Source organism: Rhodococcus sp. AC861 (assembly GCF_979256035.1).
In genome coordinates this window covers 268435-295160 of record NZ_CEEDMW010000003.1, presented here as the reverse complement: position 1 = coordinate 295160, position 26726 = coordinate 268435, and the positions used below count along the sequence as shown (strand labels likewise).

Genomic DNA, 26726 nt, shown 5'->3' with positions numbered 1-26726 from the left:
TAGAGCGGCGAGCTCCCGTTCTAGTCGAGCAACACCGTGGAGAATGTCGCTACTCGTTCGAAACCGACACGCTCGTAGGCCCGTCGCGCCGGCACGTTGAAGCTGTTGACGTAGAGGCTGGCTGTCCTGCCACTGTCCACCACGGCCGCGGCGACGGTGGCGGTGCCGGACGTTCCCAGCCCGCGACCGCGGAACAGTGGATGCACCCAGACACCCTGGATCTGCCCGACCGACGTGGACATCGACCCGACCTCCGCCTTGAAGATGACGCGCCCGTCCTCGAACCGAGCCCAGGCGCGCCCGGCGGCGATCAGCCCGGCGATCCGACGACGGTATCCACGTCCACCGTCTCCGGCTCGGGGGTCGACGCCGACTTCCTCGATGAACATGGCTACAGCGGCGGTGAGGTAGACGTCGAGCTCGTCGATCGTGACGCGTCGGACGTGGACGTCGACGGCGGTGGGAATAGTCGTCAGCGCCAGCAGTGGCTGCTCGGCGCGGACCTCGCGAGGCGTACCCCACTCGCCGGACAGCATGTCCCACAACGGGAGTGTCAGCTCGGCGCGGCCGACAAGGGACGAACACACTCGGGGTGCCCGGAGCGCGCGCTCGGCGAAACTCCGGAGGTCGTCGTACGTCCCGAACAACGGCACCAGATTGGCCCCGGAGAAGCATAGCGAGGAGTTCGGGCCACCCCGCGACCACATTTCACCGTAATTGGTGCGGGGTTCGATCCCGGCTTCCTCGACGCGGGCGAGCACCATGCACGACGCCACGGGATCACGACGCAGGACACGAACGACTTCGTTCGTGTCCCGGCTCGTCAGCGCCTTCGCGCCGAGCAGTTTGAGCATCCCGCCACCTCCGTGACCCTGAACTTTGCCAGCAAAAGCGGTTCCGTAGGACCGAATCAGCTGACGGACACCACGGGTGCGCCCGATCCCGCCTGCTGATCCGCCTCGTACGTCTCGGCGATGCGCATGGCTTCCTCGATCAGGGTTTCGACGATCATCGCTTCCGGCACGGTCTTGATGACCTCACCCTTGACGAAGATCTGACCCTTGCCATTTCCCGACGCCACTCCGAGATCGGCGTCACGCGCTTCGCCCGGTCCATTGACGACGCATCCCATGACGGCGACGCGCAGCGGGATGTCCATGCCTTCGAGTCCGGCGGTGACCTGATCGGCGAGGGAGTACACGTCGACCTGAGCACGGCCACAGGACGGGCACGACACGATCTCGAGCTTGCGCGGGCGCAGGTTCAGGGACTGCAGGATCTGCGTTCCCACCTTGATCTCCTCGTTCGGCGGAGCCGAGAGGGACACACGGATGGTGTCGCCGATGCCGTCGGCGAGCAACGATCCGAAGGCGACAGCGGACTTGATGGTTCCCTGGAACGCCGGGCCGGCTTCGGTGACGCCGAGGTGCAGCGGGTAGTCGCACTTCGCGGCGAGCTGGCGGTAGGCCTCGACCATGATCACCGGGTCGTTGTGCTTGACGGAGATCTTGATGTCGCCGAAGCCGTGCTCCTCGAACAGACCGGCTTCCCACAGGGCCGACTCGACGAGCGCCTCCGGAGTCGCCTTGCCGTACTTCTGCATGAGCCGCGGGTCGAGAGATCCGGCGTTGACGCCGATCCGGATCGGGATACCGGCGTCACCGGCCGCCTTCGCGACCTCCTTGACTCGGCCGTCGAACTCCTTGATGTTGCCGGGGTTGACGCGGACGGCGGCGCATCCTGCGTCGATCGCGGCGAAGATGTAGCGCGGCTGGAAGTGGATGTCCGCGATCACCGGGATCTGCGACTTGCGCGCGATGGTCGCGAGCGCGTCCGCATCTTCCTGCCGAGGGCAGGCCACGCGCACGATGTCGCAGCCCGAGGCAGTGAGCTCGGCGATCTGCTGCAGCGTGGCATCGATGTCGTGAGTCTTGGTCGTCGTCATCGACTGCACCGAGATCGGCGAGTCGCTTCCGACGCCGACTGTTCCTACCTGCAGCTGGCGGGTCTTCCGTCGCGGTGTGAGCACCGGTACGGGTCCGGCCGGCATGCCCAGTCCAACGGTCACTTCGTTCCTTTCGTCGTCTGACGGCAACTACTGCCGTCTGACATGCACCACTGTAGTTACTGGAACAGCTGGATGGGATTGACGATGTCCGCGGTGAGGGTGAGCAGCATGAATGCACCACCGATGACGATGACCACGTAGGTCAGCGGCATCAGCTTCATGTAGTTCACCGGCGCACCCTTGCCCAACCCGCGCACCGCCCTGATCTTGTTGCGGATGCCCTCGTAGATCGTCACTGCGATGTGACCGCCGTCGAGAGGCAGCAGGGGCAACAGGTTGAACGCGCCGAGGAAGAAGTTCAGCGTCGCCAACAGACTGACGAACACCTGCCACAATCCCAGTTCGGCGGCCTGACCACCGATGACGCTGGCCCCGACGACGCTGACCGGAGTGTCGGCGTCGCGTTCACCGCCGGTGACGGCCGTCCACAGCGCGCCGACCTTGCTGGGCAGATCGACGATCGCGTGGGCTGTCTGGCCGGCGATGAAGCCCGTGTACGAGACCGCGCCCGGCACGGCCGACAACGCGTTGTAGTCGATGGTCAAGGGCGTGCGGGCCACACCGATCGCGCCGGTGGTGCGCAGTTCCAGGGGCCCGTCGGCCGAATTGTCGAGCGCGAAGAGACGCTCGGTCCGCTGAACCGTGACAGGAAGCGTGAGCGTGTCGTCGCCGCGCTGGACGGTGACGTCGACGGACCCGGTCGCGCCCTGGATCTTGTCGACGACGTCGGCGAACGTCGCCGTGTCGTCGCCGTTCACCGCGGTGATGACGTCACCGGCTCGAATACCGGCGTCACCGGCCGGCCCGAGACCGGAGCAGGAATCGAACGTCCTGTCCTCGTTCTGCGCCGCGACGCACTGGACCCCGGCCACCGTCGCCGACGTGTCCCGGTTGGGCAGACCCCACCCGAGCGCGAGCGTGTAGACGAGAACGAAGGCCAGCACGAAGTTCATCGCGATGCCGCCGAACATGACGGCCAGACGCTTCCACGTCTTCTGCTTGTACATCGCACGATCGACCTCGTCGGGCGCGAGTTCGTCCACCGCCGTCATGCCGGCGATATCGCAGAACCCGCCTGCCGGAACGGCTTTGAGGCCGTACTCGGTCTCACCGCGCGTCCAGGAGAAGATTTTCGGCCCGAAGCCGATGTAGTACCGCCGGACCTTCATGCCGGTGGCCTTGGCCACCCACATGTGACCGCACTCGTGCAGTGCAATGGAGATGCCGATGCAGATCGCGAATGCGACGACACCGAGAACGAACACCATCTTGTCGTTCAGCCTTTCGATCGCGCGAGCGTGCGGGCGCTGTCACGGGCCCACGAGTCCGCCGCCCGAACTTCGTCCACGGTAGACGGTTCCGCCGACCATTCGGCGGATCCGGCCTCGACCACCTCGGCGACGACGTCGACGATCTGTGGGAAGCGCAGCGCGCCCGCCAGGAAGGCTTCCGCGGCGATCTCGTTGGACGCGTTGTAGACGGCCGTCATGCAGCCACCCAGCTCACCGGCACGGCGCGCGAGTGCGACGGCCGGGAACACGGCGTCGTCGAGGGGTTCGAAGTCCCACGTGTGTGATCGCGTGAAGTCCAGTGCCGCCGCGGCGTCGGCGATGCGGGCGGGCCAGCCGAGCGCCAACGCGATGGGCAGCTTCATGTCGGGTGGGCTTGCCTGGGCGAGCGTCGAGCCGTCGGTGAACGTCACCATCGAGTGGACGATCGACTGTGGATGCACCGTGACGTCGATGCGGTCGTACGGGATGCCGAACAGCAGGTGCGCCTCGATCACCTCGAGCCCCTTGTTCACCAGCGTCGCGGAGTTCAGGGTGTTCATCGGACCCATGGACCAGGTGGGGTGCTTGCCCGCCTGGTCGGGGGTGACGGACTCCAGACCCTCGCGGTCCCACCCGCGGAACGGTCCGCCCGACGCCGTGACGACCAGCCGTGCCACCTCGTCCGCGCGGCCTCCGCGCAGACACTGCGCCACCGCGGAGTGCTCGGAGTCGACGGGGACGATCTGACCGGGCGCCGCAGCGGAGGTCACCAAAGACCCGCCCGCCACCAGGGATTCCTTGTTGGCCAGTGCAAGCCGGGCACCCGATTCGAGGGCCGCCAGTGTCGGCGGCAGACCCAGCGAGCCGACGAGTGCGTTGAGGACGACGTCGGCAGCCACCTCGCGGACCAGGTCGGTCGCGGCGGTGGCGCCGGACCTCACACCGGGACGGTCGAGCCGTCTTGCCGCATCGACATCGGCCACCGCGACCTCGGTGACGCCGGTCGCGTCGATCTGTCGTCGCAGGAGGTCGATGTTGCCGCCGCCGGCCGCGAGTCCGACGATCGTGAACTTGTCGGGGCGTGCTGCCATCACCTCGAGCGCCTGGGTACCGATGGATCCCGTGCTGCCCAGGACGAGCACCCTCGTCTTCGCGTCCGTCACCAGGACAGTGTGAACGACCGCGCTGAGAGGAACGTGTGCGGGCGCAGTCGCTCCCCTCCGTGCCAGGATGGCGTGATGCCGTTCCTTCCGTCCGCGGACCCCGATACCTACACCGGAACCCCGTTCACGTACTCGGAGGTCGGCGGAACGGCGCGCGAGGTGATGCCCACCGGCTACCACCATGTCGATGTCGAGGAACCGATCGGTACCGGCGTCGACCTGTTCGACCGAGCGGCCGCGAAAATCCTGGCCTGGGACATGCACCGCGGTGCGGGCCTCACGGTTCGGGCCGACTCACCTCGAGCCGTCGTCGACGCCGTAGTGGTGTTGCGACTCGGTCCGGTCCGCATCCCCTGCAGAGTCGTCGATCTGATCGACGAACCGCATCGCCGCGGATTCGCCTACGGAACGCTCCCCGGACACCCCGAGAGCGGCGAGGAGAGCTTCTCGGTGCGCCGAGATGTCGAGACCGACACCGTGTACGCCGTCATCCGTGCCTTCTCCAGGCCGGGAAATCGACTGGTCGCCCTGGGCGGCCCGCTCAACCGGGCCACCCAGCGCATCGCCACCGGGCGTTACGTGGCGGCGTTGAAGGATTGACGCCATCCCCTACGACAGGCGGTCGTACCGCGCGCTAGGGTGACGTCACCATCTGCACCAGGATCACAGAGCATCAGGAGGATCGGCCGTGACCGACATCAGCCGGAACCACGCTTCCGACGTCGACCGCGTTCCCACGACGAACGTGAGCACCGCCGAAGTTCCGTCCGCCGAATGGGGATGGAGCGGCGAGGGCCCCCGCACGTCCCGTATCGCCGGCTGGGTGACCGTCGCGATGCTTCTCGTGATGATCATCGGCAATCACAGCGGACGCGTCGAGGACCTGTGGCTGATCGGCTTCGCCGCCGCCATCGCGTTCATCCTCGTCCGCGACGTCCTGCGTCGACGCAAGCCCCGCCACTCCTGAGTCAGTTCTCCGCGGCCAACTGACCGCAGGCAGCTGCGATCTCCTGGCCGCGCGTGTCGCGCACGGTGCAGGAGACTCCCTGCGCGCGCACCCGCCGCACGAACTCCTGCTCGACCGGCCTCGGGCTGGCATCCCACTCGCTGCCCGGTGTCGGGTTCAGCGGGATCAGGTTGACGTGCACCAACGCGCCGAGTGCCTTCTTCAGCTTCTTGGCCAGCAGGTCGGCACGCCACGGCTGGTCGTTGATGTCGCGGATCAACGCGTACTCGATCGAGACTCGACGGCCCGTGGTGTCCGCGTAGTACCGCGCAGCATCGAGCACCTCGGAGATCGACCAGCGGTTGTTGACCGGCACCAACGTGTCGCGCAGTTCGTCGTCCGGGCAGTGCAACGACACGGCGAGCGTGACGGTCAGGCCCTCGTCGGCGAGCTTGCGGATGGCCGGCGCCAGACCCACCGTCGACACGGTGACCGAACGCTGGGACAGCCCCAGTCCTTCAGGCGCGGGTGAGACGATCCGCTTCACCGCTGCGACGACACGCTTGTAGTTGGCCAGCGGCTCCCCCATGCCCATGAACACGACGTTCGACAGGCGTCCCTCGCCGCCTTCGACGGCCCCGTCCCGCAGGTCGGCCGCCGCGGACCGCACCTGGTCGACGATCTCCGCCGTCGACAGGTTGCGCTGCAGTCCCGCCTGACCGGTAGCGCAGAACGGACATGCCATCCCGCACCCCGCCTGGCTCGAGATGCACAACGTCGCACGGTCGGGGTAGCGCATCAGAACCGACTCCAGCAGCGTGCCGTCACCGGCCTTCCACAGCGTCTTCCTCGTGTCGCCGCCGTCGCACGCGATGTGCTTGATCGGGGTCAGGAGGGTCGGGAAGAGTGCCTCGCCCACCTTCTCGCGTACCGACGCCGGCAGGTCGGTCATCTTGGCCGGGTCCGCCTCGAGGCGCGAGTAGTACTGACGGGCCAGCTGATCCGCTCGGAATGCCGGCAGGCCCAGGGCCACGACAGCGGCGCGACGCTGGTCGGCGTCGAGGTCCGCGAGATGCTTCGCGGGCATGCCGCGACGGGGAGCGTCGAATACGAGAGGGAGAGCGATGGGTGCCATAGTGCCTCCATTGTCTCACTGTCCACGTACTACCTGCGGACACCGCCGATCGGGACGTGCATTCGACACGTCGGTGCAGCATGATCGACACATGGCTCGCTCATCGCACGACGCATCCGATCCGACCGCCGGCACCGGCGCGGACGCCCCTCTGACCACCTCGGCACCTTTCGACGGCCCGGGCGACACGGTGGACACCCGCATGGCGGCCGGGAAGACCCCGGACGGCGTCAAGCACACGCGCGCCGCTGCCCTTTACACAGGTCTGGTCGTCGGCGCGATCATCCTGGTCGTGCTGATGGTGTTCATCCTGCAGAACCTCGACAGCGTGCCCATCCACCTGTTCGGCTGGACGTTCGATCTCCCCATCGGTATCGGCATGCTGCTCGCCGCCGTCGCCGGAGCACTCGTCATGGCCACTGCCGGCGGAGTGCGCATCCTCCAGGTACGACGGGCCGCCAAGCGTAAGTGACATCACAGTCACAGCCGCTCTGTCCGACCGCTCACGTGAACACTATTGACAGAACCTTCACGTGGGCGGTCGAGCCGTGCACAGTGGGGATCGACCGGTAACCGCGAGCGATCCACCGACAGGACATCCGCAGTGACGACCTTCATGGAGAACCCAGTGCTACCCGTAGTGGCTGCAGACAAAGCACGCTCGTGGCTCCTCGTTCCCGCGAGCAAGCCCGACTTGTTCACCCCCGCTGCCGAATCCGCGGTCGACGCCATCATCCTCGACATCGAGGACGCGGTGGCTCCCGGTGCGAAGCCGGCAGCGCGTGACGCCGTGGTGTCCTGGCTTCGCGCCGGTGGACGCGCATGGGTGCGCATCAACGACGCGACGACCGAGTTCTGGGCGGACGACCTCGAGGCTCTTCGCGGCATCGACACCCTCGAGGGCGTCATGCTGGCCAAGACCGAGAGTGGCAGCCAGGTCGAGGCCACGGCCGCGCGTCTCGGCGAGGGATGCCGCATCGTCGCACTGGTCGAGTCCGCGATGGGCCTGGAAGCCGCACCGGAGATCGCCCGCGCCGAAGCCACCTTCCGCCTCGCGTTCGGTAGTGGCGACTTCCGTCGTGACACCGGGATGAGCGACGACCCGATGGCGATGTCCTACCCCCGCGCCCGGCTCGTCGTCTCCAGCCGCGCAGCACGGTTGCCCGGCCCGATCGACGGACCGACCCTGGCCGTGAACGACAGCATGCTCAGCCGTGACAGTCAGCTGACCGTGTCGATGGGAATGACCGGCAAGCTCTGCATGCATTCCGATCAGGGCCCCATCGTCAATAAGGAACTCGCTCCCAGCGTCCAGGACGTCGCGTGGGCGAAAGAGGTCATCGAGCAGCTCGGTGAAGACGGCTCCGGCGTCCGTGACGGAAGCGATCTGCCTCGCCTCGCGAAGGCGAAGAAGATCACCGCTCAGGCAGCCATCTTCTCGATCGGCTGACTCTCAGCGCCGCACGTAGGCCGCCAGATGTTCACCCGTGAGGGTGGATTCGGCGTTCACGAGATCCGCCGGCGTGCCCTCGAACACCACGGTTCCACCGTCATGACCGGCACCCGGACCGAGGTCGATGATCCAGTCCGCGTGGGCCATGACGGCCTGATGATGCTCTACCACGATCACAGACTTGCCGGCGTCGACGAGACGGTCCAGCAGCGCCAGCAGCTGCTCGACGTCCGCCAGATGCAGACCGGTCGTCGGCTCGTCCAGGATCAGAACTCCGCCCTTGTCGCCCATGTGAGTCGCCAGCTTGAGCCGCTGACGCTCACCACCGGACAACGTCGTCAGAGGTTGCCCGAGCGTCATGTAGCCCAGGCCGACATCGGCCAGCCGGCTCAGGATCTTGTGCGCAGCGGGCAGCGCCGCATCTCCCTCCCCGAAGAACGCCGCGGCCTCCGCCACCGACATGGTGAGGACCTCACTGATGTCCTTCCCACCCAGCCGGTACTCGAGCACCGATGCCTGGAAGCGTTTGCCGCCGCACAGTTCGCAGACCGTGGCGACACCGGCCATGATCGCGAGATCGCTGTAGATCACACCGTTGCCGTTGCAGGTGGGACACGCACCCTCCGAGTTGGCGCTGAAGAGTGCGGGTTTCACGCCGTTCGCCTTCGCGAACGCCTTCCGGATCGGCTCGAGGAGACCCGTGTACGTCGCGGGGTTGCTACGACGCGAACCGCGGATCGCGCCCTGGTCCACCGAGACGACGCCGTCGCGTCCGGACAGCGATCCATGAATCAACGTGCTTTTCCCGGAACCGGCCACGCCCGTGACGACGACCAGGACGCCCAACGGCACGTCGACGTCGACGGACCGGAGATTGTGGGTGTCGGCACCTCGGATCTGCAGGGAATCCGTCCATGCCCGTACGTTGTCCTTCACCGACACACGGTCGTCGAAGTGGTGCCCGGTGACGGTGTCGCTGGTGCGCAGTCCGTCGACCGTCCCCTCGAAACAGATGGTGCCGCCGTCGGTTCCGGCGCCCGGGCCGAGGTCGACGACGTGATCGGCGATCACGATGGTCTCCGGCTTGTGCTCGACCACCAGGACCGTGTTTCCCTTGTCGCGGAGACGGAGCAGGAGGTCGTTCATGTTCGCGATGTCGTGCGGATGCAGACCCGTCGTGGGCTCGTCGAACACGTAGGTCACATCGGTCAATGACGATCCGAGATGCCGGATCATCCTCGTGCGCTGCGCTTCTCCCCCGGACAGCGTTCCGGCAGGACGATCCAGACTCAGATATCCCAGGCCGATCTCGACGAACGACGCCAGGGTCTCCGCCAACGACTCGAGCAGCGGCCCGACCGAACTGTCCGTCAGACCGCGGACCCACACGGCGAGATCGCTGATCTGCATGGCGCAGGCGTCGGCGATCGACACGCCGTCGATCGTCGACGAGCGTGCGCCCTCGTTCAGCCTGGTCCCGTCGCACTCGGGGCAGACGGCGAAGGTGACCGCCCGCTCCACGAACGCCCGGATGTGAGGCTGCATCGCATCGACGTCCTTGGACAGCATCGACTTCTGCATCTGCGGAATCAGTCCGGAGTACGTCAGATTGATGCCGTCGATCTGGATCTTGGTCGGCTCGCGGTAGAGCAGATCCTCGCGCTGACGCTTGGTGAACTTCGCGATCGGCTTGTCCGGGTCGAAGTACCCGCAGCCCCGGAAGATACGGCCGAACCACCCGTCCATGCTGTATCCGGGAATGGTGATCGCGCCCTCGTTCAGCGACTTCGACTCGTCGAACAGCGCGGTGAGGTCGATGTCGGACACCGCACCGCGACCCTCGCACCGCGGGCACATTCCCCCGGTGATGCTGAAGGTGCGCTTCTCCTTGGTCTGTCGACCGCCCTTCTCCACGGTCACCGCGCCGGCCCCGGAAATCGACGCCACATTGAAGGAGAACGCCTGCGGGGAGCCCAGGTGGGGCGTGCCGAGTCGACTGAACAGGATGCGCAACAACGCATTGGCATCCGTCGCGGTACCGACCGTGGATCGCGGATCGGCGCCGAGACGCTGCTGATCGACGATGATCGCCGTGGTCAGACCGTCCAGGATGTCGACATCGGGGCGGGCCATCGTCGGCATGAAGCCTTGCACGAACGTGCTGTATGTCTCGTTGATCATCCGCTGCGACTCCGCCGCGATGGTGCCGAACACCAGGGAACTCTTGCCCGATCCGGACACCCCGGTGAAAACCGTGAGCCGGCGCTTCGGGATCTCCACGCTGACGTCCTTCAAGGAGTTCACGCGGGCGCCCTGGACGCGGATCATGTCGTGGGTGTCGGCGACGTGTGCCGGGGTCGTTGCCATGAAAAGATGCTGCCCTTCGTCGTGCCGACCGGATGTGGCTCAGCGGTCACCGTAGCGGGAAGAACGATCGAGGCGCTTCTCGATTCCTGATCCGAGTTCCACGCTCGTCGGTCTGCGACGAGTGTGCACCCGATAGCCGACATCGAACGATAATCCGGTGACGGCCCGCACGGCAGCGGCTGCCACTCGCGGCGAGAACTCGATCCCGAGAACGGCGTCGAGGGTACGACGGTCCTGGAATGACCACCGCGTGACGACGCGTGTCGTGTCGAACCCCTGGGCGTCGAAGAAGCGTTCCACCGCGGCCGGGTCGTATCGTGGAAGGTCACGTCGCATCCACTCGCCGTACGGGGCTACTGTCGCATCGAGATCAACCACGACGAGGACTCCCCCGGGACGCAGGACGCGCATCGCCTCGGTGATTCCCGGTCCGCACCCCGGACCGAAGAAGTACGCGGTGCGGGCGTGCACCACGTCGACCGACGCGGCGTCGAGAGGAATCGACTCCGCCGTTCCCCCCGTCACACGGGTCCGCGGCAGACCGGATGCGAGCGCGGATGCGCGTGCCCGGAGCGGAGGGTGCGGCTCGACACCGATCACGCTGCGCGCGTCCGCGGCGAACATCGGAAGGTGGAACCCGGCGCCGCACCCCACATCGACGACGTCGCGGTCGGTGAAGGGCGCCACGGAACGCAGAACGCGAGCGATCTCTCCGGTCACGTCCTGGGCGCGGTTCTCGGCCTCGTAGAGGTCCGGCCAGTTCCAGATGTTCGGACTGGCGATCACGCCTCGCACGGGAGTCAGACGAAGGCCGTCAGGACCAGCCACGCGACCAGGATGCTCGGCAGCACCGAGTCCAGACGATCCATCAGACCGCCGTGGCCCGGCAACATCGTTCCCATGTCCTTGATCCCGAGTTCGCGTTTGACCTGCGACTCGATCAGGTCGCCGAGGGTGGACGAGAACACGATCAGCACGCCGAGCAACGCACCGACGAGCGGATTCGCGTCGAGAAGGAACGACACGGTGAGGACGCACCCCACCACGCTGAACAGGAGCGATCCGCCGAGTCCCTCCCAGGACTTCTTGGGGCTGATGGCGGGGGCCATCGCGTGGCGACCGAACAGGACGCCGGCTGCGTACCCACCGACGTCGGAACACACCACCGCGATCATCAGCACGAGAACGCGGAACCCACCGTCGTCCGACAGGGTCAGCAACGTGGCGAAGGCACCGAACAGAGGCAACCACGCGAGGACGAAGATCGAGATCGCGCAGTCTCGCAGGAAGTTCTTCGGTGCCACGTCGAGCCCGCCGGAGAGCAGCCGCCACACCATCGTCACCAGGACGGTCGCCGCGAACGCGCTCAGACCACCCAGCGCACCGAACGGCCAGGACAACCAGATCATCGCCTGACCACCGAGGATGACCGGAATGCGCGGCACCGAGATGTCGGACTCGCGCAGACGTTTGGTCACCTCCCACGAGGCGATCGCGACGGCGACAGCAGCGATCGGTATGAAGACCAGCGGCACGAACACCAGGACGACGATGAGGCCGACACCCAGGCCACCACCGACGGCGATCGCCGCCGGGAGGTCGCGTCCCGCACGTGACGTCTTCGTCGGAGCGGGTTCGGGTGCCGAATCGCTGTCGGCCGATACGGACACTGCTTCTCGTTTCACTTCGCCGGAGTCACCGGAACCGGAGGAGGTCACACCTCCATCAATTCCGCTTCCTTGTTCTTCACGATCTCGTCGACCTGGGCGACGTACTTCGCCGTCGTCTTGTCCAACTCGGCCTCGGCGCGGGTGACCTCGTCCTCCCCCGCCTCGCCGTCCTTCTGGATCCGCTTGAGCTCGTCCATCGCTTTACGACGCACGTTGCGAATGGATACTTTCGCATCCTCGCCCTTGCTCTTGGCCTGTTTCACGTATTCACGGCGACGCTCTTCGGTGAGCTGCGGAATGGAGATACGGATGATGTGGCCGTCGTTGGACGGGTTGAATCCCAGGTCCGAATTACGGATCGCCGTTTCGATGGCACCGAGCTGCGCCTGTTCGTACGGCTTGACGATCACCATGCGCGCCTCGGGCACGTTGATGCCGGCGAGCTGGGTGATGGGGGTCATAGCACCGTAGTACTCGACCAGCACCTTGGAGAACATGCCGGGATTCGCGCGACCCGTGCGGATGGACGACAGGTCGTTCTGCGCGACCGTGACGGCCTTTTCCATTCTCTCTTCTGCGTCGAAGAGCGCTTCGTCGATCACGACCGTTCCTTCCGAAAACTTCGAGTGTGCAGCGACTGCACGTGGTGACTCACTTGACCAGTGTTCCGATCTTCTCACCCGACACCGCGCGGGCGATGTTGCCTTCGGTGAGCAAGTTGAACACCATGATCGGCATCCCATTGTCCATGCAGAGGCTGAATGCTGTGGCATCGGCCACCTTCAACCCCTTCTCGATGACCTCGCGGTGCGAGATCTCGGTGTACAGGGTGGCGTCGGGATCTTCGCGGGGATCGGCGGAGTAGACGCCGTCGACGCCCTTCGCCATCAGGACGACCTCGGCGCCGATCTCGAGCGCGCGCTGTGCCGCCGTGGTGTCGGTGGAGAAGTAGGGCATGCCCATGCCCGCGCCGAAGATGACGACACGGCCCTTCTCGAGGTGGCGTTCTGCACGTAACGGTATGTACGGCTCCGCGACCTGGCCCATCGTGATGGCGGTCTGGACTCGGGTCGTGATGCCCTGCTTCTCCAGGAAGTCCTGCAGTGCAAGACAGTTCATCACGGTGCCGAGCATGCCCATGTAGTCCGAGCGGGACCGGTCCATACCGCGTACCTGCAGTTCGGCGCCGCGGAAGAAGTTGCCGCCGCCGATGACGACGGCGACCTGCACGCCGGAGCGCACGACGTCCGCGATCTCCTCCGCCACCTTCTGCACGACGTCGGGGTCGAGTCCGACCTGACCACCGCCGAACATTTCACCACCGAGCTTCAGCAACACTCGCCTGAAGCCGGTGCGTTCGGATGACGACTCGGTCATGACAACTCCTGTCCGTGGGGCTTGCGCCTGATCTTGCCCCATGGGGGCGCAGACGACCGTGCCGCCCACTCGATTCGAGTGAGCGGCACGGTCGGGTGAAGCAGGGGCTCAGTTGGAGCCGACCTCGAAACGCACGAAGCGGGTGATGGTGACTCCGGCGTCGGCGAGAAGCGCCTTGACGGTCTTCTTGCTGTCCTGGACCGAGGACTGCTCGGTCAGCACGACGTCCTTGTAGTAGCCATTGACGCGACCTTCGATGATCTTGGGCAGAGCCGCTTCCGGCTTGCCCTCCTCGATGGCGGTCTGCTCGGCGATACGACGCTCGCCCTCGACGACGTCCGCGGGGACCTCGTCGCGCGTGACGTACTTCGCCTTGAGTGCTGCGACCTGCATGGCTGCTCCGCGCGCTGCCTCGGCAGCGGCCTCGCCCTCGCCGGTGTACTCGACGAGAACGCCCACGGCGGGCGGGAGGTCCGAGCTGCGCTTGTGCAGGTAGGTGGCCACCGGGCCGTCGAAGGAGACGACGCGACGGATCTCGAGCTTCTCGCCGATCTTGGCGGAGAGCTCCTGAAGTGCGACGTCGACCGTCTTGCCGTCGAGGTCGAGCGCCTTCAGGGCGTCGACATCGGCGGGCTTGCCGGCCGCGGCGACGTCGGCGATCGACTGCGCGAAGCTCTGGAACTCCTCGTTCTTCGCGACGAAGTCGGTCTCCGAGTTGATCTCGACGAGAACGCCGTCCTTGGCGACGACGAGGCCTTCGGCGGTGGACCGCTCGGCGCGCTTGCCGACGTCCTTGGCGCCCTTGATACGAAGCTGCTCGACTGCCTTGTCGAAGTCGCCGTCGTTGTCGGCGAGAGCGTTCTTGCAGTCCATCATTCCGGAGCCGGTAAGCTCACGGAGCCGCTTGACGTCGGCGGCAGTGTAGTTCGCCATCGTGGGCGAGCCTCCTTGCATTGCTCGAGGAAATGGGGGGAGAGAAAAGAGTGGCGATTCACGACGAGACCCGGCGCACCGTCAACTGGGCACACCGGGTCTCGTACGTCGTCAGCTCTGTGAAGCGGGAACTTCTGCGACCGGAGCCTCGGTCTCGGCGGGAGCGGCTGCGCCGTTCGCACCCTCTGCGGCCGGTGCGTCGGTGACCGGCGCGTCGGTTGCGGCCGGGGTCTCCGCGGCAGCCTGCTGCGTGGCCTCGGCGGCCGGGGACGCCTGTGCGAGCTGCTCGAGCTCCCACTCGGCGAGAGGCTCGCCTGCGCCGACCTCGGGCTTGTCGTCCGAACCGGAGTTGCGTCCGGCACGCGACTGCACGCCCTCGGCCACGGCAGTTGCCACGACCTTGGTCAGCAGAGCGGCCGAGCGGATGGCGTCGTCGTTACCCGGGATCGGGTAGTCGACCAGGTCGGGATCGCAGTTGGTGTCCAGGATCGCGATGACCGGGATGTTCAACTTGCGCGCCTCGGCGACTGCGAGGTGCTCCTTGTTGGTGTCGACGATCCAGATGGCCGACGGAACCTTGGCCATGTCCCGGATACCACCGAGGGTGCGGTCGAGCTTGGTCATCTCACGCGTGAGCATGAGGATTTCCTTCTTGGTGCGACCCTCGAAACCACCGGTCTGCTCCATCGACTCGAGTTCCTTGAGTCGGATGAGGCGCTTGTGAACGGTGCTGAAGTTGGTGAGCATGCCGCCGAGCCAGCGCTGGTTCACATACGGCATACCGACGCGCGTGGCCTCGGCTGCGATGGATTCCTGCGCCTGCTTCTTGGTACCGACGAAGAGGACGGTGCCGCCGTGGGCGACAGTCTCCTTGACGAACTCGTACGCCTGATCGATGAAGGTCAGCGTCTGCTGCAAGTCGATGATGTAGATGCCGTTGCGATCGGTGAAGATGAATCGCTTCATCTTCGGATTCCAACGGCGGGTCTGATGCCCGAAGTGTGTGCCGCTGTCGAGCAGCTGCTTCATGGTCACAACAGCCATAGCTGTAGTTCTCTCTTTCGTATGCCGGTTGATGCGCGGACACAGTCCCTGGCAGACCGTGGGTCCGACAGGTGTCGTGTTCCGTGCCCTGGCGCTCGTCGTTCGGCGGACCTGCACCGCAGGACCAGCCGCCGAACATATGCTCGAGCGCGCGAAGTCGACCCGTGTGGACAGGCCGCAGGAACAAGTGTACGTCGGCGATGCCGCAGGTCATAACCGGGTCGCGAGACCTGTGGACGGCCGACGACTCGTCCCCGGGGCGCGATCGCGGTCCGAGCACGCACGGCCCCCGGCGGGAGACGCTGAGCGGATGCCCCTGCATCGGACTGCCGCCGTGCTCGCCCTGACCGCCCTGTGCACGACCGCGAGTCCGGTACACGCCGATTCGGCGCGTCCGTTCGACTGGCCGCTGCACCCTCGGCCCATGGTCGTCACTGCCTACGATCCTCCGCCGCAGCGGTGGCTGCCCGGCCATCGCGGTGTCGATCTGGATGCGAGCAGGGATCCGACCCGTACCGTCTTCTCCGCCGCCGACGGCGTCGTCGTGTTCGTCGGCGACGTCGCGGGACGGGGCGTCCTGTCCATCGAGCACGCGGGTGGATTACGGACCACCTACGAACCCGTCGACGGCACCGTCGTCACGGGAGCGCGCGTGCGCCGTGGTCAACCGGTGGCGACGGTATCGGCGGGACACCCCGGATGCGGTGTTCCGTGGTGTCTGCACTGGGGATTGCGGCGTGGCCGCGACTATCTCGATCCGACCCTCGCGCTCGACAGCGGGCGCCCGGTGCTGAAACCGGTCCGCTGAACTACCAGGTGCGGTGACGCTGCACGGGCGCCTGCGACGACGCATGGCGACCACCGGCATCCGGGAAATCGTCGGCCATCAGCTCGGCCAGCTGCATGAACGCCGCCCGGGTCCGGGGACGCAACCGGTCGATCTCGACTATCGATCCTTCCGCGAGGTGCGGATCGAACGGCACGACGACGACGGCACGGCAGCGGGCGAGGAAGTGACGTTCGAGTTCGTCCATGTCGATGCTCGCGGCACCGGGCCTGTGTGCACTGATGACGACGACCGTCCGCTCGACCAGATGGGCGTATCCGTGCAGCCCCAACCAGTCGAGTGTCGCCGCGGCGCTCTTGGCGCCGTCCACGGCGGGCGAACTGACCAGCACCAGTGCGTGGGCGAGGGAAAGCACCCCGTCCATGGCCGAATGCATGATGCCGGTGCCGCAGTCGGTCAGGATCAGGTTGTAGTGCGCGCGCAGCGTGTCGATCACGGCGCGGTAGTCCTGCTCGGTGAATGCCTCGGACGCCGCGGGGTCACGCTCACCGGCGACGACCTCGAGCCGACTGGACGACTGAGACGTGTGTTCCCGGATGTCGGCGTAGCTGCGGATCCGCGGACGCGCGGCCAGCAGGTCACGCACCGTCGACATGGTCTGCCGGGGAATCCGCTCCCCCAGGGTTCCGAAGTCGGGATTCGCGTCGACCGCGATGACGTTGTCGCGCCTCAGCGACGCGAGGACGGAACCGAGTCCCACGGTGATCGTCGTCTTGCCGACGCCGCCCTTGAGGGAGAGGAACGCGATGCGGTAGTCACTACTGATCGGCTGGCGGATGCGTTCGATCTGCTGCTCCCGGCGCGCGTCCGCGGAGACACCCGACTGCTGTCCCCACAGCCGATCGAGCGCCCGGCGCCAACTCGGCTTGCCGGCATCGGGTCTGCGAGCGACGGTCGCCCAGTCGGCGCCGGTTCGTCGAGGATCGGCCGGCACCGGCGTGTAGCCGGATTCCGCGGTCGATCGGGGGCTCGGTGCCGCGGGCGGGGACCACGGGGTCTGCGGTGGGAAGGTCTGCGGCGCATCCGGGCGGGGACGGTAGTCGTCGTCTCGACTGTTCACGATCGGCCATCCTTTCGCCGGACGGGGTGAACGGTGTACGACACACCCACTCGACAGCGCAAGTCCCCCGGTGGCCGACGGTACCAAACGTGCGGTGAGCGGCACCGAAGGGCGTCAGGCGCGTGGATGCGCCTGGTCGTGCACGGCGCGGAGACGCTCGACGGAGACATGCGTGTAGATCTGCGTCGTCGCCAGGGAGGCGTGCCCGAGCAGTTCCTGGACCACCCTGAGATCCGCTCCACCCTCGAGAAGATGCGTCGCCGCGGAATGACGGAGACCGTGTGGGCCGAGGTCCGGCGCTCCGGGAACCGCGGAGAGAACGTCGTGGACGATCGTGCGGGCCTGACGCTGGTTCAACCGTCCCCCGCGTCGACCCACCAACAGGGCCGCACCCGACGCCGACGTCACCAACGCCGGTCGACCGACGCGCATCCAGGCGTCGAGGGCGTCGTCGGCGGGCCGCCCGAACGGAACCACTCGCTCCTTGTCGCCCTTGCCGATCACGCGGAGTACGCGGCGGTCACGGTCGACGTCGTCGACGTCCAGTCCGCACAACTCGCCGACGCGGATACCGGTGGCATAGAGCAGTTCGACGACGAGGCGGTCACGCAACGCCACCGGTTCCAGCTCACGAGCACCGGACTCCGCGGCCTTCATCGCCTCCGCGGCGTCACGTTCACGCAGGACACCGGGCAACGTCCGGTGCGCCGGAGGCGCGACGAGTCTGGCCGCGGGATCGACGGTCAGGGTTCCGATCGAACACAGCCACGCCGTGAACGTCCGCGCGGAGCTGGCCCGCCTGGCGAGCGTCGCACGTGACGCCCCGTCCGCGGACATCGATGCCAGCCAGGACCTCAGCGCGCGGAGTGTGACGAGTGACGCCATTCCGTCCGCATCGGGTGCGGCCGCCGAACAGAATGCGATCAACTTCTCCACGTCGCCGACGTAGGCACGGATCGTGTGCTCGGACCTGTTGCGCTGCCACGCGAGATGTCGGGCGAACCGTTCGAGCAGTTCCGGACCGAGCTCAGGACTCGCTGGCGGCGAGCTCTCGCTTCCAGGTCCGGAAGCCTTCCTCGGTTCGACCACGTCGCCAGTATCCCGAGATCGACGCCCATTCCGCGGTAACGCCACGCTCCTTGCGGATATACGGCCGGATCTCGTGCATCACCGACTGAGCTTCGCCGTGTACGAACACATGTACCTGTCCGGGAAGCCATGCGATGTCCCGGACGGCGTCGGCGAGCACGCTGCTCACCCCGTCGCCGGAGTCGGACCGGAAGACCCACCGCACGTCCACGGACGCCGGAGCGGCGATGTCGAGTCGGTCCTGCGGGTCCGCGGCCTCCAGCACGACGCGCGCGGGGACTCCTTCGGGGAGCGCGGCCAGCGCAGCGGAGATAGCCGGCAGCGCAGTCTCGTCGCCTGCGAGGAGGTGCCACTGGGCGTCGACGCGCGGGGCGTAGGCACCGCTGGGGCCGAAGAACGACAGGGAGTCACCGGGGGCCGCCCGACGTGCCCACGGTCCCGCTACGCCCTCGTCGCCGTGGACGACGAAGTCGATCGCGATCTCGCGCGCCGCACGGTCGACCCGGCTGACGGTGTAGGTGCGCAGCGTGGGTTGCTCAGGGTCCCCGAAGTGCAACTTGACGTATCCGTCCGTGAACTCGGAGGCCTCGAACTCGTCGAAACCGTTGCCGCCGAGCACTACTCGAACCATGTGCGCCGTGAGACGCTCGGTGCGCACCACGGTCATGGTGGTCAGTCGTCGCGCCACAGGACACCTCCGTCGAAAACGTGCCACCGTTCGGTGGCCTCCGGGTCGATCTGGGGTTAGCCTACCCTAAGATCAACGCCGGGGACCATGAGAGGCTCGATCAGTGAGCGGCGTCGTACGCGTCCTGGATCTCCTGACTGATGCGGCCCCGCGTGCTGACCTCGAAGCCGTTCTCCTTGGCCCAGGCGCGAACCTCCTGCAGGTTCTGACGCGGCTTGCTGCCGGTCGACGCGGTGGCGCGACGAGCCTTGCGTCCGCCGACCTTCTCCGCGTGCTCGATCCAGAACGCGAATTGATCGAAGAGCTCGTTGGCGTGCTTGTTGTTCAGATCGATCGAATACGACACCCCACCGATCGAGAACTCGACAGTTTCTCCCTGGCCCTCCTTGATCAAGGAGCCGTCGACATCGTCGATCATTTGTACCGTTGTACGTCTTGCCATTGTTTCTGCGCTCCTCGCGAGGTGGAATGAACTTGTTCCAACATATCAGCCGACATCGGTGTCATGACGGAGCACAGCCGCGACGACCAGCGGAAAACAGGACACAACGGTCGCCGTCCCGTAGCGCGTCGGCAATAGCGACCACCGGCACCGGTACGCTGACCGCGTACACCGTTCTCGGCGTCGTGATTCACGCCGTCGCACACTGACGGAAAGACCGCAAGATGACGCCAGCTCCCCCGACGACGAAACCGGACAGTCGGTGGACCTTCGCGGATCTGTTCAGCGGTGCCGGCGGAATGTCTTTCGGTTACGCACGTCACGGAGCTTTCGAGGTGGTGGGAGCGGCCGACGCGCAACTGGGTAAACCCAGCAGTACGCGGGGTTCCCTCGAATGCAATTCGTCCTACGAGGCCAATATCGGCATCACTCCGCACGCCGTCGACCTCTCGTCGATTTCCGGTGCGGATCTTTCACGGTTGTTCGCGTCCCGACTGCGTGGGCGGCCGCTCGATGTACTCAGCGCGTGTCCGCCCTGTACCGGTTTCTCCCGCGCCAATCCACAGAATCATCTGAGCGACGATCCCCGCAATTCCCTCGTCACCCGGGTAGCGGACGCCGTCGCCGCGCTCTCACCCGCCGTCGTGGTGATGGAGAATGCGCGGGAATTGGTCGGCGGGAATTTCCGCGGACACCTCGACGTGTTGTCGGAGCGGTTGGACCGACTGGGCTACGACGTCAGCGCGTCGGTACACATGCTGACCGCTTTCGGACTACCGCAGCGACGCGAACGATCGCTCGTCGTCGCGGCCCGGCGTGACCACACGCTCCGGACGATGTCCGATCTGTGGTCGGGCGTCGGCGTCACGTCCGAGGCCACGACCGTCCGACGCGCGATCGGGCATCTCCGCGCGGTCGAGGCGGGAGTGACGTCACCGACCGATCCGATGCACGTCTCACCCAGCATCGGCCGCGACTCCACGCTCCGGCGTCTGAGGGCACTCCCCCACGACGGCGGGTCGTGGCTGGACCTGCGCTCCACCCCGTCGGGCGACGACCTCCTGACACCCGCGATGAGCAGACTCGTCGCGGCCGGTCGCTTCGGCTCGCACCCGGACGTCTACGGGCGACTGTGGTGGGACCGGCCGTCTCCGACGATCAAGCGCGAATGCGCTCACTTCGGCAACGGCCGGTACACCCACCCCGAGCAGGACCGGCTGTGCACGGTGCGAGAACTGGCCTTGCTCAACGGCTTCCCGGACGACTACGTCTTCCGCGCCAGGTCGCTGTCCAACATGTACCGCCACATCGGTGACGCTGTCCCGCCGCTGATCTCCGCGCAACTCGCGGCACTGAGCACGTGGATCCTGACCGGTGACAAGCCCGATCTCCACGACGCGATCCTGCCCGGCACCTCCCTCCGCGCGACCGACCTGGTCCCGTCAGAGCCCGCCGATGCGGAACCACCCCGACTCGTCCCGGCCGGCGTGACCCTCGATCTCGAGCACCACCAGAGCTGACCGCACCGCCGACACCGTCACCCCGGAGTCCACCGACAGCTCCTGCACACTGCGCGCCCCCGACGCGGGGAACGCGTCGAGCACCCGAGCCGGTGTCGCCGGCAGCCTGTCCAGATCGCGCCCGAACAACGCGTCCTGCGCGTCGTCGTCCCCGGCGCCGGTCCCGATGACGCCGACCTCCGCAGCGACGTCGCGAGCGCCCGTGATCAGCCGCGCCTCACCCTCTCGGATCATGCGATGACACCCGGTCGACGACGCCGAGGTCACCGGGCCGGGCACAGCCATGACCGGTCGGCCCAACGACCGCGCCCACGACGCCGTGTTCCGGGCGCCGCTGCGCCACCCCGCTTCCACCACGACCACCCCGTCGCTCAGCGCGGCCACGACACGATTGCGGGCGAGGAAGCGGTATCTGGCGGGATGTGTTCCCGGCGGATACTCGCTGATCACCGCGCCGTTCTCCGACACGCGGCGCAGTAGACGTTCGTGGCCCGCCGGATAGGCTCGGTCCACTCCGCACGCGAGCACCGCCACCGTGCACCCACCCACGCCCAGCGCTGCGCGGTGCGCGGCGCCGTCGATGCCGTACGCACCACCGGAGACCACCGTCCAGCCGTCCACCGCGAGGTCGCCCGCGATCTCGGCGGTGACGTGCTCGCCGTAACTCGTCGCGGCACGCGTGCCGACCACCGCCACGGCACGCTCCGACGATGCCGCGATCGATGCCGACCCCACCACCCACAGAGCGAACGGCGCTCCCGCGTCCCGCTTGTCGGGCGCACCGTCCTGCCGATCGAATCCGAGGAAGCGCCACGCCGGCCACTCCTCGTCGGACGGGATCACCAGTCGCCCGTCCAACGCCGCGACCAGTTCCAGACTCTGCGCTGCCGAGGCGAGATGTGCACGCGCAGAGATCCTGTCCCACACTGCCTTCGGAACGTCCCCGGTTCTCATCGTCGCCGCGGCATCGATGACCCCGCGTGAGGCGATCAACTGTTCGACGGCGCGCGAGGGCCCCTGAGTCACCGTCGACACGTATGCCCGGGCCAGCCGCTCCGGATCGAGAGCCCGCGTCATGCTCCGCTCCCCTGTTCACGGAACGACATGGCCGACGCGACGCACTCCGGACCGGGAACTTCCCTGCCCTCGAGATCGCCGAGTGTCCACGCCAGCCGCAGAATCCGGTCTGCGCCGCGGGCCGTGATCGCCCCGCGCCGCAACGCTCGCTCGATCGGTGTCAGCGCCTCGCGGCCGAGTCGGAACTGTTGCCGCAGTGCGGATCCGGGAACCTCCGCGTTGGTCTGCCACCCGAACTCGCGCCACCGCTCCGTCGCCGCCGCGCGCGCCGCGGTGACCCGGCCTCGCACGACGTCCGTGCTCTCTCCCTTGTCGTCGGTCAACATCCCCGTCGCCGCGGGATGCATCGCCAGCCTCAGGTCGACTCGGTCGAGCAACGGGCCTGACAACTTGCCGAGGTAACGCCTCCGGGCGTTCGGCGCGCACACGCAGTCGGCGGTTCGCGGCGACGCACACGGGCACGGGTTGGCCGCGAGAACCAACTGGAACCGCGCGGGGTACCGCGCGACGCCGTCTCGGCGGGCGATGCGCACCTCACCGTCCTCGAGCGGTGTACGCAGAGCTTCGAGAACACGAACCGACATCTCGGCGCACTCGTCGAGGAACAGCACGCCGTGATGCGCCCGGCTCACCGCACCCGGCCGCGCCATGCCGCTTCCGCCCCCGACCAGCGCGGTGACCGAACTGGTGTGGTGCGGTGCGATGAACGGGGCGGTGGTGATGAGCGGACATTCCGCTGTCAGCGTGCCCGCGACCGAGTGAACGGCCGTCACCTCGAGCGCCTGCCGTTCCGTCAGCGGAGGGAGCAGACCCGGTAGACGCCCGGCCAACATCGTCTTCCCGATGCCGGGCGGTCCCGTCAGCATGAGGTGATGCGCGCCGGCGGCCGCCACCTCGACGGCCCACCGCGCCTCCGCCTGCCCGACGACATCGGCAAGATCACCCACCTGCGGAGAGACCACGGGGGTGACGACTCCGGGCTCCGTCAAGAACGTGCGACCGTCCAACCAGTCGATGACCTCGCGCAGATGGGCGGCGCCGAGGACTTCGATTCCCCCGACCAGTCCGGCCTCGGCGAGGCTGTCCGACGGCACGACGACGCGGGCCCAGCCGGCACTGCGCGCAGCCAGCACGGCCGGGAGGACGCCACGCACTGCGCGCACCCGCCCGTCCAGTGCCAATTCACCGAGAAGCACCGTCTCTCCGAGCAACCTGGCGGGAACGACCTTCGCGGCGCCCAGCACCGCGCAGGCCAAGGCGACGTCGTAGACGGATCCCACCTTCGGCAGCGTCGCCGGTGACAGTGCGAGAACGACTTTCGACATCGGCCACGTCTGACCCGAATTGTTCACTGCCGCGCGCACTCTGTCACGCGACTCCTGAAGTGCCGCATCGGGAAGACCCACGACGTGCACACCTGGCAGACCTCGGCCGACATCCGCCTCGATCTCGACCAGAACTCCGTCGATACCCGTGACCGCCACCGAGTAGGACCGTCCGAGAGCCATCAGAACGCACCCTGCAGATGCACCACGCGGGGTCCGTCACCGCGGGCGATGATCACCTCGACGACGTCGAACCGCACCGGCACCCACGGTCCCGCACGCTCCGCGAGCCACAGCCCCGCGAGGCGGTGGATCCGCTGCGCCTTGACCGGCGTCACGGCCTCCGCCGGTGAGCCGAACCTCTCACCCGACCGTGTCTTCACCTCCACGAACACGATCGTGTCCCCGTCCGCACCGATGATGTCGACCTCGCCGTGCCGGCACCGCCAGTTCCTGGCAACGATCTCCATCCCCGTCGTCGTCAGGAATTCCGCCGCCGCGTCCTCCCCGTACCGCCCCAACTCCACGTGTGTTGCCATGGCTCCCCTCGCCGACGCCGGCATCCGGGCTGGATGCACGTGCTGTGTCGGGACACGACCTTCACCCGTGGAGGAGACCTGTCGACGGGGTCGACCTGCGGCGACAGAAATGTTGGGGATGACGTCCCTGGTTGTGGATCGGCCGTTGCCCGGCGACGACGCTCGGACTTCCCTAGGATCGAACGATGAGCAGCGCGAACGATTCGTCGGCAGGGGCGCCGACCGAGTTCTTGTTGCGCCGGGCACCGCACGCGGGCCGGCCGGACCACCCGTACGCGCTGCTGTGGACCTCGAACGACGACGTGGGAGAGCAGTCGACACGAGAGATCGGCCGTGGTGACTACCGCTGGGCCGTACGCACCGCGAGGATGTTGTCGATTCCGCGAAGCTCCATCGAACATGCCGACACTCGCGGCCTGGACGACGGCTACGAGGGCTGGCACCTCAATGCCAGGATCGTCACTCGGGAAGTCTGAGGTCCGGCTTGTCGAGTTCCTCGATGTTGACGTCCTTGAACGTGATGACGCGGACGTGCTTGACGAATCGTGCGGGTCGGTACATGTCCCAGACCCACGCGTCGGACATCCGCACCTCGAAGTAGATCTCGCCGTCGGCGTTGCGGGGAATCATCTCCACCGAGTTGGCCAGGTAGAAGCGGCGCTCGGTCTCCACCACGTAGGTGAACTGGCCGACGATGTCGCGATACTCCCGGTACAGCGACAGTTCCATCTCGGTTTCGTACTTCTCGAGATCCTCGGCACTCATGCCGCCATCATCCCGCATCGACGTCGTGGGGCGTCAATCGGCCCTGTCGCCGTCCGTCCGAGGAGACAGTCCCGACACGTTCGCCCAGGACTGTCGATGCTCGTGACTCGCTCCCAGACGCGCGAGGGCATCGGTGTGCAGAGTCGTGTTGTAGCCCTTGTGGATCGAGAAGTCGTACCCGGGGATGTCGCGGTCCATTCGGCGCATGATGCGATCGCGGTGCACCTTCGCCAGCACGCTCGCGGCCGCGATGCACGCGGCGGTCGCGTCTCCGCCGATGACGGGCAGGGACGGCGCCGGCAGACCCGGCACACGGAACCCGTCGGTCAACACGTACCCGGGATCGACGGCCAGGCCCGCGACCGCGCGGCGCATTCCCTCGATGTTGGCGACGTGGATACCGATCCGGTCGATTTCCGCTGCGGGAATCGTCACGATCGCGTACGCCGTCGCCCAGCGGATCACCTTCGGGAACAGGGCTTCCCGTGTGTTCTCACTCAGCTTCTTGGAGTCGTCGAGAACCTCCAGAGACGATCGAGCGCGGTCTCCGAGGATGCACGCAGCCACGACCAGCGGGCCCGCACACGCTCCGCGACCCGCTTCGTCGACGCCGGCGACGGGACCGAGCCCGGACCGCAGCAGCGCCGACTCCATGGTGCGCATCCCCCCGGCGCGCCGGATGACGGTCCGCGGCGGCCACGACGTTCGTGAGAGCCGCGGCGTCGCCGTGATGGTGCGGGGACTCACTGACCCTGGATGTCCGGATCGTCGATGAGGCCCCAGCGACCGGGCGGCAGGACGATGGCCTGCGCCTCACCGATGACGTTGTCCAGCGGGATCGTTCCCTGCAGTTCGTCGGCGACGTGGTACCGCGAGTCGGCCGAGTTGCTGCGGTTGTCACCCATCACCCAGACGTTGCCCTCCGGCACCGTGACGGGGCCGAAGCACCTGCCGGACCGGATCGGGGTGTCGCAGGTGAGGGAGCCGGGAACGAAGTCGAAGTCCATAGTGATGTACGGCTCGTCGAGAGGCTTGCCGTCCACCAGGACCCGACCCTGCTCGTCGCAGCACTCGACGGTCTGCCCGCCGGTGGCGATGACGCGCTTGACCAGATCGTTCTCGTCCGGGGCCACGAGGCCGACGAGGGAACCGAGTTCCTGCGCGCCTCGCACGACGACGTTGGACGACCGAGTGGAGACGTAGTCACCGTCCCACGACGGAGGGCCGCGGAAGACGATGACGTCACCAGCCTTCGGATCACCGAAACGGTAGGACACCTTCTCCACCACGATGCGGTCGCCGGTGCACCCGGTGCAGCCGTGCAGCGTCGGCTCCATCGACTCGGAGGGGATGAGATACACCCTCGCGACGAAGGTCTGCAAGAGGAAGCTCAGAACGAGCGCGACCAGGATGAGGATGGGAAGTTCCCGCCAGAAGGACCGGGGCTTCTTCACCGGTGGCGTGTCGTCGTTGTCGTCGCTCACGCGCTTGTCCGTCACGACTAGAGATTAACTGCAGGCCCGGAATATGGAACGGCCGGACACCCGAGGAAGAACCTCGTGTGCCCGGCCGGACGACGAACGACGCCGTGGATCAGCGCTTTTCCTTGATCTTGGCCTTCTTGCCGCGCAGCTCGCGCAGGTAGTACAGCTTGGCGCGACGCACGTCACCGCGGGTCACGACCTCGATGAGGGAGATGTTCGGGGTGTGGACGGGGAAGGTGCGCTCGACACCGACGCCGAAGGACACCTTGCGGACCGTGAAGGTCTCGCGGATGCCGCCACCCTGACGCCGAATGACGACGCCCTTGAAGATCTGCACGCGCTCTTTCGAGCCCTCGATGACCTTCACGTGCACGTTCAGTGTGTCGCCCGGGCGGAACTCGGGAATGTCGCTACGCAGCGACTGCTTGTCCAGGAAATCCAGGGTGTTCATGGTTCATCCTTG

At 66.9% G+C, this 26726-nt stretch carries 30 protein-coding genes; 7 read left to right on the top strand and 23 right to left on the bottom strand.

The window, feature by feature from the left end; genetic code table 11:
- Window positions 1-20: 20 nt before the first annotated feature.
- The 4 genes from AC0IX4_RS10930 to dxr form a co-directional block, all read right to left on the bottom strand.
- Complete coding sequence (locus AC0IX4_RS10930; RefSeq protein ID WP_471828954.1) at window positions 21-854, bottom strand: GNAT family N-acetyltransferase; 834 nt, start codon at window positions 852-854, stop codon at window positions 21-23.
- 56 nt (window positions 855-910) lie between these two features.
- A complete protein-coding gene (gene ispG, locus AC0IX4_RS10925) occupies window positions 911-2050 on the bottom strand; it encodes a flavodoxin-dependent (E)-4-hydroxy-3-methylbut-2-enyl-diphosphate synthase (protein WP_471829306.1) in 1140 nt (379 codons plus the stop codon).
- A gap of 74 nt (window positions 2051-2124) precedes the next feature.
- Window positions 2125-3336, bottom strand: a complete 1212-nt coding sequence (locus AC0IX4_RS10920; protein WP_042572550.1) for a M50 family metallopeptidase — start codon at window positions 3334-3336, stop codon at window positions 2125-2127.
- A gap of 8 nt (window positions 3337-3344) precedes the next feature.
- A complete protein-coding gene (gene dxr, locus AC0IX4_RS10915) occupies window positions 3345-4481 on the bottom strand; it encodes a 1-deoxy-D-xylulose-5-phosphate reductoisomerase (protein ID WP_471829305.1) in 1137 nt (378 codons plus the stop codon).
- Between the two features lie 96 nt (window positions 4482-4577).
- On the opposite strand from dxr, the gene AC0IX4_RS10910 reads away from it, so the two are divergent.
- Window positions 4578-5102 (top strand): DUF1990 family protein, encoded by a 525-nt coding sequence (locus AC0IX4_RS10910; RefSeq protein WP_471828953.1) that lies wholly within the window; start codon window positions 4578-4580, stop codon window positions 5100-5102.
- 88 nt (window positions 5103-5190) lie between these two features.
- The gene (locus tag AC0IX4_RS10905) at window positions 5191-5469 is read left to right on the top strand and encodes a DUF2631 domain-containing protein (protein ID WP_442971158.1); all 279 of its coding nucleotides are present in this window, start codon (window positions 5191-5193) and stop codon (window positions 5467-5469) included.
- A 1-nt stretch (window position 5470) separates the two neighbouring features.
- On the opposite strand, the gene rlmN is transcribed toward AC0IX4_RS10905, so the two are convergent.
- Window positions 5471-6583 carry a dual-specificity RNA methyltransferase RlmN gene (gene rlmN, locus AC0IX4_RS10900; protein ID WP_471828952.1) on the bottom strand — a complete coding sequence of 371 codons (1113 nt, stop codon included), beginning with the start codon at window positions 6581-6583 and terminating at the stop codon, window positions 5471-5473.
- Between the two features lie 91 nt (window positions 6584-6674).
- Between rlmN and AC0IX4_RS10895 the strand changes: the two genes are divergently transcribed.
- Together AC0IX4_RS10895 and AC0IX4_RS10890 are read left to right on the top strand one after the other, a co-directional pair.
- Complete coding sequence (locus tag AC0IX4_RS10895; protein ID WP_056074501.1) at window positions 6675-7055, top strand: LapA family protein; 381 nt, start codon at window positions 6675-6677, stop codon at window positions 7053-7055.
- A gap of 132 nt (window positions 7056-7187) precedes the next feature.
- Complete coding sequence (locus tag AC0IX4_RS10890) at window positions 7188-8033, top strand: HpcH/HpaI aldolase/citrate lyase family protein (protein ID WP_442971157.1); 846 nt, start codon at window positions 7188-7190, stop codon at window positions 8031-8033.
- Between the two features lie 3 nt (window positions 8034-8036).
- Here AC0IX4_RS10890 and AC0IX4_RS10885 read toward each other — a convergent pair whose 3' ends face one another.
- The 7 genes from AC0IX4_RS10885 to rpsB form a co-directional block, all read right to left on the bottom strand.
- Window positions 8037-10403: an ATP-binding cassette domain-containing protein gene (locus AC0IX4_RS10885; RefSeq protein WP_471828951.1), complete on the bottom strand. Its 2367-nt coding sequence runs from the start codon at window positions 10401-10403 to the stop codon at window positions 8037-8039.
- 39 nt (window positions 10404-10442) lie between these two features.
- Entirely contained in the window at window positions 10443-11231 is a 789-nt protein-coding gene (locus tag AC0IX4_RS10880) for a class I SAM-dependent methyltransferase (RefSeq protein WP_471828950.1), read from the bottom strand.
- Complete coding sequence (locus AC0IX4_RS10875; protein ID WP_471828949.1) at window positions 11204-12073, bottom strand: phosphatidate cytidylyltransferase; 870 nt, start codon at window positions 12071-12073, stop codon at window positions 11204-11206. The genes AC0IX4_RS10880 and AC0IX4_RS10875 overlap by 28 nt, the downstream gene beginning before the upstream one ends.
- Before the next feature lie 44 nt (window positions 12074-12117).
- A complete protein-coding gene (gene frr / locus AC0IX4_RS10870; RefSeq protein ID WP_471828948.1) occupies window positions 12118-12675 on the bottom strand; it encodes a ribosome recycling factor in 558 nt (185 codons plus the stop codon).
- A gap of 49 nt (window positions 12676-12724) precedes the next feature.
- Window positions 12725-13450: a UMP kinase gene (gene pyrH / locus AC0IX4_RS10865; RefSeq protein ID WP_042572544.1), complete on the bottom strand. Its 726-nt coding sequence runs from the start codon at window positions 13448-13450 to the stop codon at window positions 12725-12727.
- Between the two features lie 108 nt (window positions 13451-13558).
- On the bottom strand, window positions 13559-14383 hold the full coding sequence (gene tsf, locus AC0IX4_RS10860) for a translation elongation factor Ts (protein ID WP_042572543.1): 825 nt from the start codon (window positions 14381-14383) through the stop codon (window positions 13559-13561).
- A 111-nt stretch (window positions 14384-14494) separates the two neighbouring features.
- Window positions 14495-15427 (bottom strand): 30S ribosomal protein S2, encoded by a 933-nt coding sequence (gene rpsB / locus AC0IX4_RS10855; protein WP_042572542.1) that lies wholly within the window; start codon window positions 15425-15427, stop codon window positions 14495-14497.
- A 310-nt stretch (window positions 15428-15737) separates the two neighbouring features.
- Here rpsB and AC0IX4_RS10850 point away from each other — a divergent pair, with 310 nt between their 5' ends.
- Window positions 15738-16235 carry a M23 family metallopeptidase gene (locus AC0IX4_RS10850; protein WP_471828947.1) on the top strand — a complete coding sequence of 166 codons (498 nt, stop codon included), beginning with the start codon at window positions 15738-15740 and terminating at the stop codon, window positions 16233-16235.
- 1 nt (window position 16236) lies between these two features.
- On the opposite strand, the gene AC0IX4_RS10845 is transcribed toward AC0IX4_RS10850, so the two are convergent.
- From AC0IX4_RS10845 to AC0IX4_RS10830, 4 genes are all read right to left on the bottom strand, one after another.
- Window positions 16237-17334, bottom strand: coding sequence for a MinD/ParA family ATP-binding protein (locus AC0IX4_RS10845; protein WP_471828946.1), 1098 nt, complete (start codon window positions 17332-17334; stop codon window positions 16237-16239).
- Window positions 17335-17448: 114 nt separating this feature from the next.
- Entirely contained in the window at window positions 17449-18348 is a 900-nt protein-coding gene (locus AC0IX4_RS10840; RefSeq protein WP_471829304.1) for a tyrosine recombinase XerC, read from the bottom strand.
- A 13-nt stretch (window positions 18349-18361) separates the two neighbouring features.
- On the bottom strand, window positions 18362-19111 hold the full coding sequence (locus tag AC0IX4_RS10835) for a siderophore-interacting protein (RefSeq protein ID WP_471828945.1): 750 nt from the start codon (window positions 19109-19111) through the stop codon (window positions 18362-18364).
- 100 nt (window positions 19112-19211) lie between these two features.
- Complete coding sequence (locus AC0IX4_RS10830) at window positions 19212-19553, bottom strand: histone-like nucleoid-structuring protein Lsr2 (protein WP_042572540.1); 342 nt, start codon at window positions 19551-19553, stop codon at window positions 19212-19214.
- Window positions 19554-19777: 224 nt separating this feature from the next.
- Between AC0IX4_RS10830 and AC0IX4_RS10825 the strand changes: the two genes are divergently transcribed.
- Window positions 19778-21073, top strand: a complete 1296-nt coding sequence (locus AC0IX4_RS10825; protein WP_471828944.1) for a DNA cytosine methyltransferase — start codon at window positions 19778-19780, stop codon at window positions 21071-21073.
- Here AC0IX4_RS10825 and dprA read toward each other — a convergent pair.
- From dprA to AC0IX4_RS10810, 3 genes are read right to left on the bottom strand one after another with little or no spacing between them, the layout of a single operon-like run.
- Window positions 20996-22150, bottom strand: a complete 1155-nt coding sequence (gene dprA, locus AC0IX4_RS10820; RefSeq protein WP_471828943.1) for a DNA-processing protein DprA — start codon at window positions 22148-22150, stop codon at window positions 20996-20998. The genes AC0IX4_RS10825 and dprA overlap by 78 nt on opposite strands.
- Window positions 22147-23658 carry a YifB family Mg chelatase-like AAA ATPase gene (locus tag AC0IX4_RS10815; protein ID WP_471828942.1) on the bottom strand — a complete coding sequence of 504 codons (1512 nt, stop codon included), beginning with the start codon at window positions 23656-23658 and terminating at the stop codon, window positions 22147-22149. The genes dprA and AC0IX4_RS10815 overlap by 4 nt, the downstream gene beginning before the upstream one ends.
- Window positions 23658-24014, bottom strand: a complete 357-nt coding sequence (locus AC0IX4_RS10810) for a YraN family protein (protein ID WP_471828941.1) — start codon at window positions 24012-24014, stop codon at window positions 23658-23660. Before AC0IX4_RS10810 ends, AC0IX4_RS10815 begins: the two co-directional genes overlap by 1 nt.
- Before the next feature lie 185 nt (window positions 24015-24199).
- On the opposite strand from AC0IX4_RS10810, the gene AC0IX4_RS10805 reads away from it, so the two are divergent.
- Window positions 24200-24490 carry a hypothetical protein gene (locus tag AC0IX4_RS10805; RefSeq protein WP_056074487.1) on the top strand — a complete coding sequence of 97 codons (291 nt, stop codon included), beginning with the start codon at window positions 24200-24202 and terminating at the stop codon, window positions 24488-24490.
- Here the strand turns inward: AC0IX4_RS10805 and AC0IX4_RS10800 are convergent.
- From AC0IX4_RS10800 to rplS, 4 genes are all read right to left on the bottom strand, one after another.
- The gene (locus tag AC0IX4_RS10800) at window positions 24474-24779 is read right to left on the bottom strand and encodes a DUF2469 domain-containing protein (RefSeq protein ID WP_027505026.1); all 306 of its coding nucleotides are present in this window, start codon (window positions 24777-24779) and stop codon (window positions 24474-24476) included. The two genes, AC0IX4_RS10805 and AC0IX4_RS10800, sit on opposite strands and share 17 nt — an antisense overlap.
- A 33-nt stretch (window positions 24780-24812) precedes the next feature.
- Window positions 24813-25442 (bottom strand): ribonuclease HII, encoded by a 630-nt coding sequence (locus AC0IX4_RS10795; RefSeq protein WP_471829303.1) that lies wholly within the window; start codon window positions 25440-25442, stop codon window positions 24813-24815.
- An 80-nt stretch (window positions 25443-25522) separates the two neighbouring features.
- Window positions 25523-26278 carry a signal peptidase I gene (gene lepB / locus AC0IX4_RS10790; protein WP_042572534.1) on the bottom strand — a complete coding sequence of 252 codons (756 nt, stop codon included), beginning with the start codon at window positions 26276-26278 and terminating at the stop codon, window positions 25523-25525.
- 94 nt (window positions 26279-26372) lie between these two features.
- Window positions 26373-26714 (bottom strand): 50S ribosomal protein L19, encoded by a 342-nt coding sequence (gene rplS / locus AC0IX4_RS10785; protein WP_042572533.1) that lies wholly within the window; start codon window positions 26712-26714, stop codon window positions 26373-26375.
- Window positions 26715-26726 lie beyond the last annotated feature (12 nt).

What these genes read in the sequence shown, in the direction of transcription:
- AC0IX4_RS10850 (WP_471828947.1), top strand. Translation starts at nt 15,738, where the DNA reads ATGCCCCTGCATCGGACTGCCGCCGTGCTCGCCCTGACCGCCCTGTGC.
- AC0IX4_RS10920 (WP_042572550.1), bottom strand. Translation starts at nt 3,336, where the DNA reads ATGGTGTTCGTTCTCGGTGTCGTCGCATTCGCGATCTGCATCGGCATC.
- rlmN (WP_471828952.1), bottom strand. Translation starts at nt 6,583, where the DNA reads ATGGCACCCATCGCTCTCCCTCTCGTATTCGACGCTCCCCGTCGCGGC.
- AC0IX4_RS10885 (WP_471828951.1), bottom strand. Translation starts at nt 10,403, where the DNA reads ATGGCAACGACCCCGGCACACGTCGCCGACACCCACGACATGATCCGC.
- AC0IX4_RS10795 (WP_471829303.1), bottom strand. Translation starts at nt 25,442, where the DNA reads ATGCGCACCATGGAGTCGGCGCTGCTGCGGTCCGGGCTCGGTCCCGTC.
- AC0IX4_RS10810 (WP_471828941.1), bottom strand. Translation starts at nt 24,014, where the DNA reads ATGGCAACACACGTGGAGTTGGGGCGGTACGGGGAGGACGCGGCGGCG.
- rplS (WP_042572533.1), bottom strand. Translation starts at nt 26,714, where the DNA reads ATGAACACCCTGGATTTCCTGGACAAGCAGTCGCTGCGTAGCGACATT.
- AC0IX4_RS10910 (WP_471828953.1), top strand. Translation starts at nt 4,578, where the DNA reads ATGCCGTTCCTTCCGTCCGCGGACCCCGATACCTACACCGGAACCCCG.
- AC0IX4_RS10815 (WP_471828942.1), bottom strand. Translation starts at nt 23,658, where the DNA reads ATGGCTCTCGGACGGTCCTACTCGGTGGCGGTCACGGGTATCGACGGA.
- tsf (WP_042572543.1), bottom strand. Translation starts at nt 14,383, where the DNA reads ATGGCGAACTACACTGCCGCCGACGTCAAGCGGCTCCGTGAGCTTACC.
- AC0IX4_RS10825 (WP_471828944.1), top strand. Translation starts at nt 19,778, where the DNA reads ATGACGCCAGCTCCCCCGACGACGAAACCGGACAGTCGGTGGACCTTC.
- AC0IX4_RS10830 (WP_042572540.1), bottom strand. Translation starts at nt 19,553, where the DNA reads ATGGCAAGACGTACAACGGTACAAATGATCGACGATGTCGACGGCTCC.
- AC0IX4_RS10930 (WP_471828954.1), bottom strand. Translation starts at nt 854, where the DNA reads ATGCTCAAACTGCTCGGCGCGAAGGCGCTGACGAGCCGGGACACGAAC.
- rpsB (WP_042572542.1), bottom strand. Translation starts at nt 15,427, where the DNA reads ATGGCTGTTGTGACCATGAAGCAGCTGCTCGACAGCGGCACACACTTC.
- pyrH (WP_042572544.1), bottom strand. Translation starts at nt 13,450, where the DNA reads ATGACCGAGTCGTCATCCGAACGCACCGGCTTCAGGCGAGTGTTGCTG.
- AC0IX4_RS10800 (WP_027505026.1), bottom strand. Translation starts at nt 24,779, where the DNA reads ATGAGTGCCGAGGATCTCGAGAAGTACGAAACCGAGATGGAACTGTCG.
- AC0IX4_RS10805 (WP_056074487.1), top strand. Translation starts at nt 24,200, where the DNA reads ATGAGCAGCGCGAACGATTCGTCGGCAGGGGCGCCGACCGAGTTCTTG.
- dprA (WP_471828943.1), bottom strand. Translation starts at nt 22,150, where the DNA reads ATGACGCGGGCTCTCGATCCGGAGCGGCTGGCCCGGGCATACGTGTCG.
- ispG (WP_471829306.1), bottom strand. Translation starts at nt 2,050, where the DNA reads ATGCCGGCCGGACCCGTACCGGTGCTCACACCGCGACGGAAGACCCGC.
- AC0IX4_RS10895 (WP_056074501.1), top strand. Translation starts at nt 6,675, where the DNA reads ATGGCTCGCTCATCGCACGACGCATCCGATCCGACCGCCGGCACCGGC.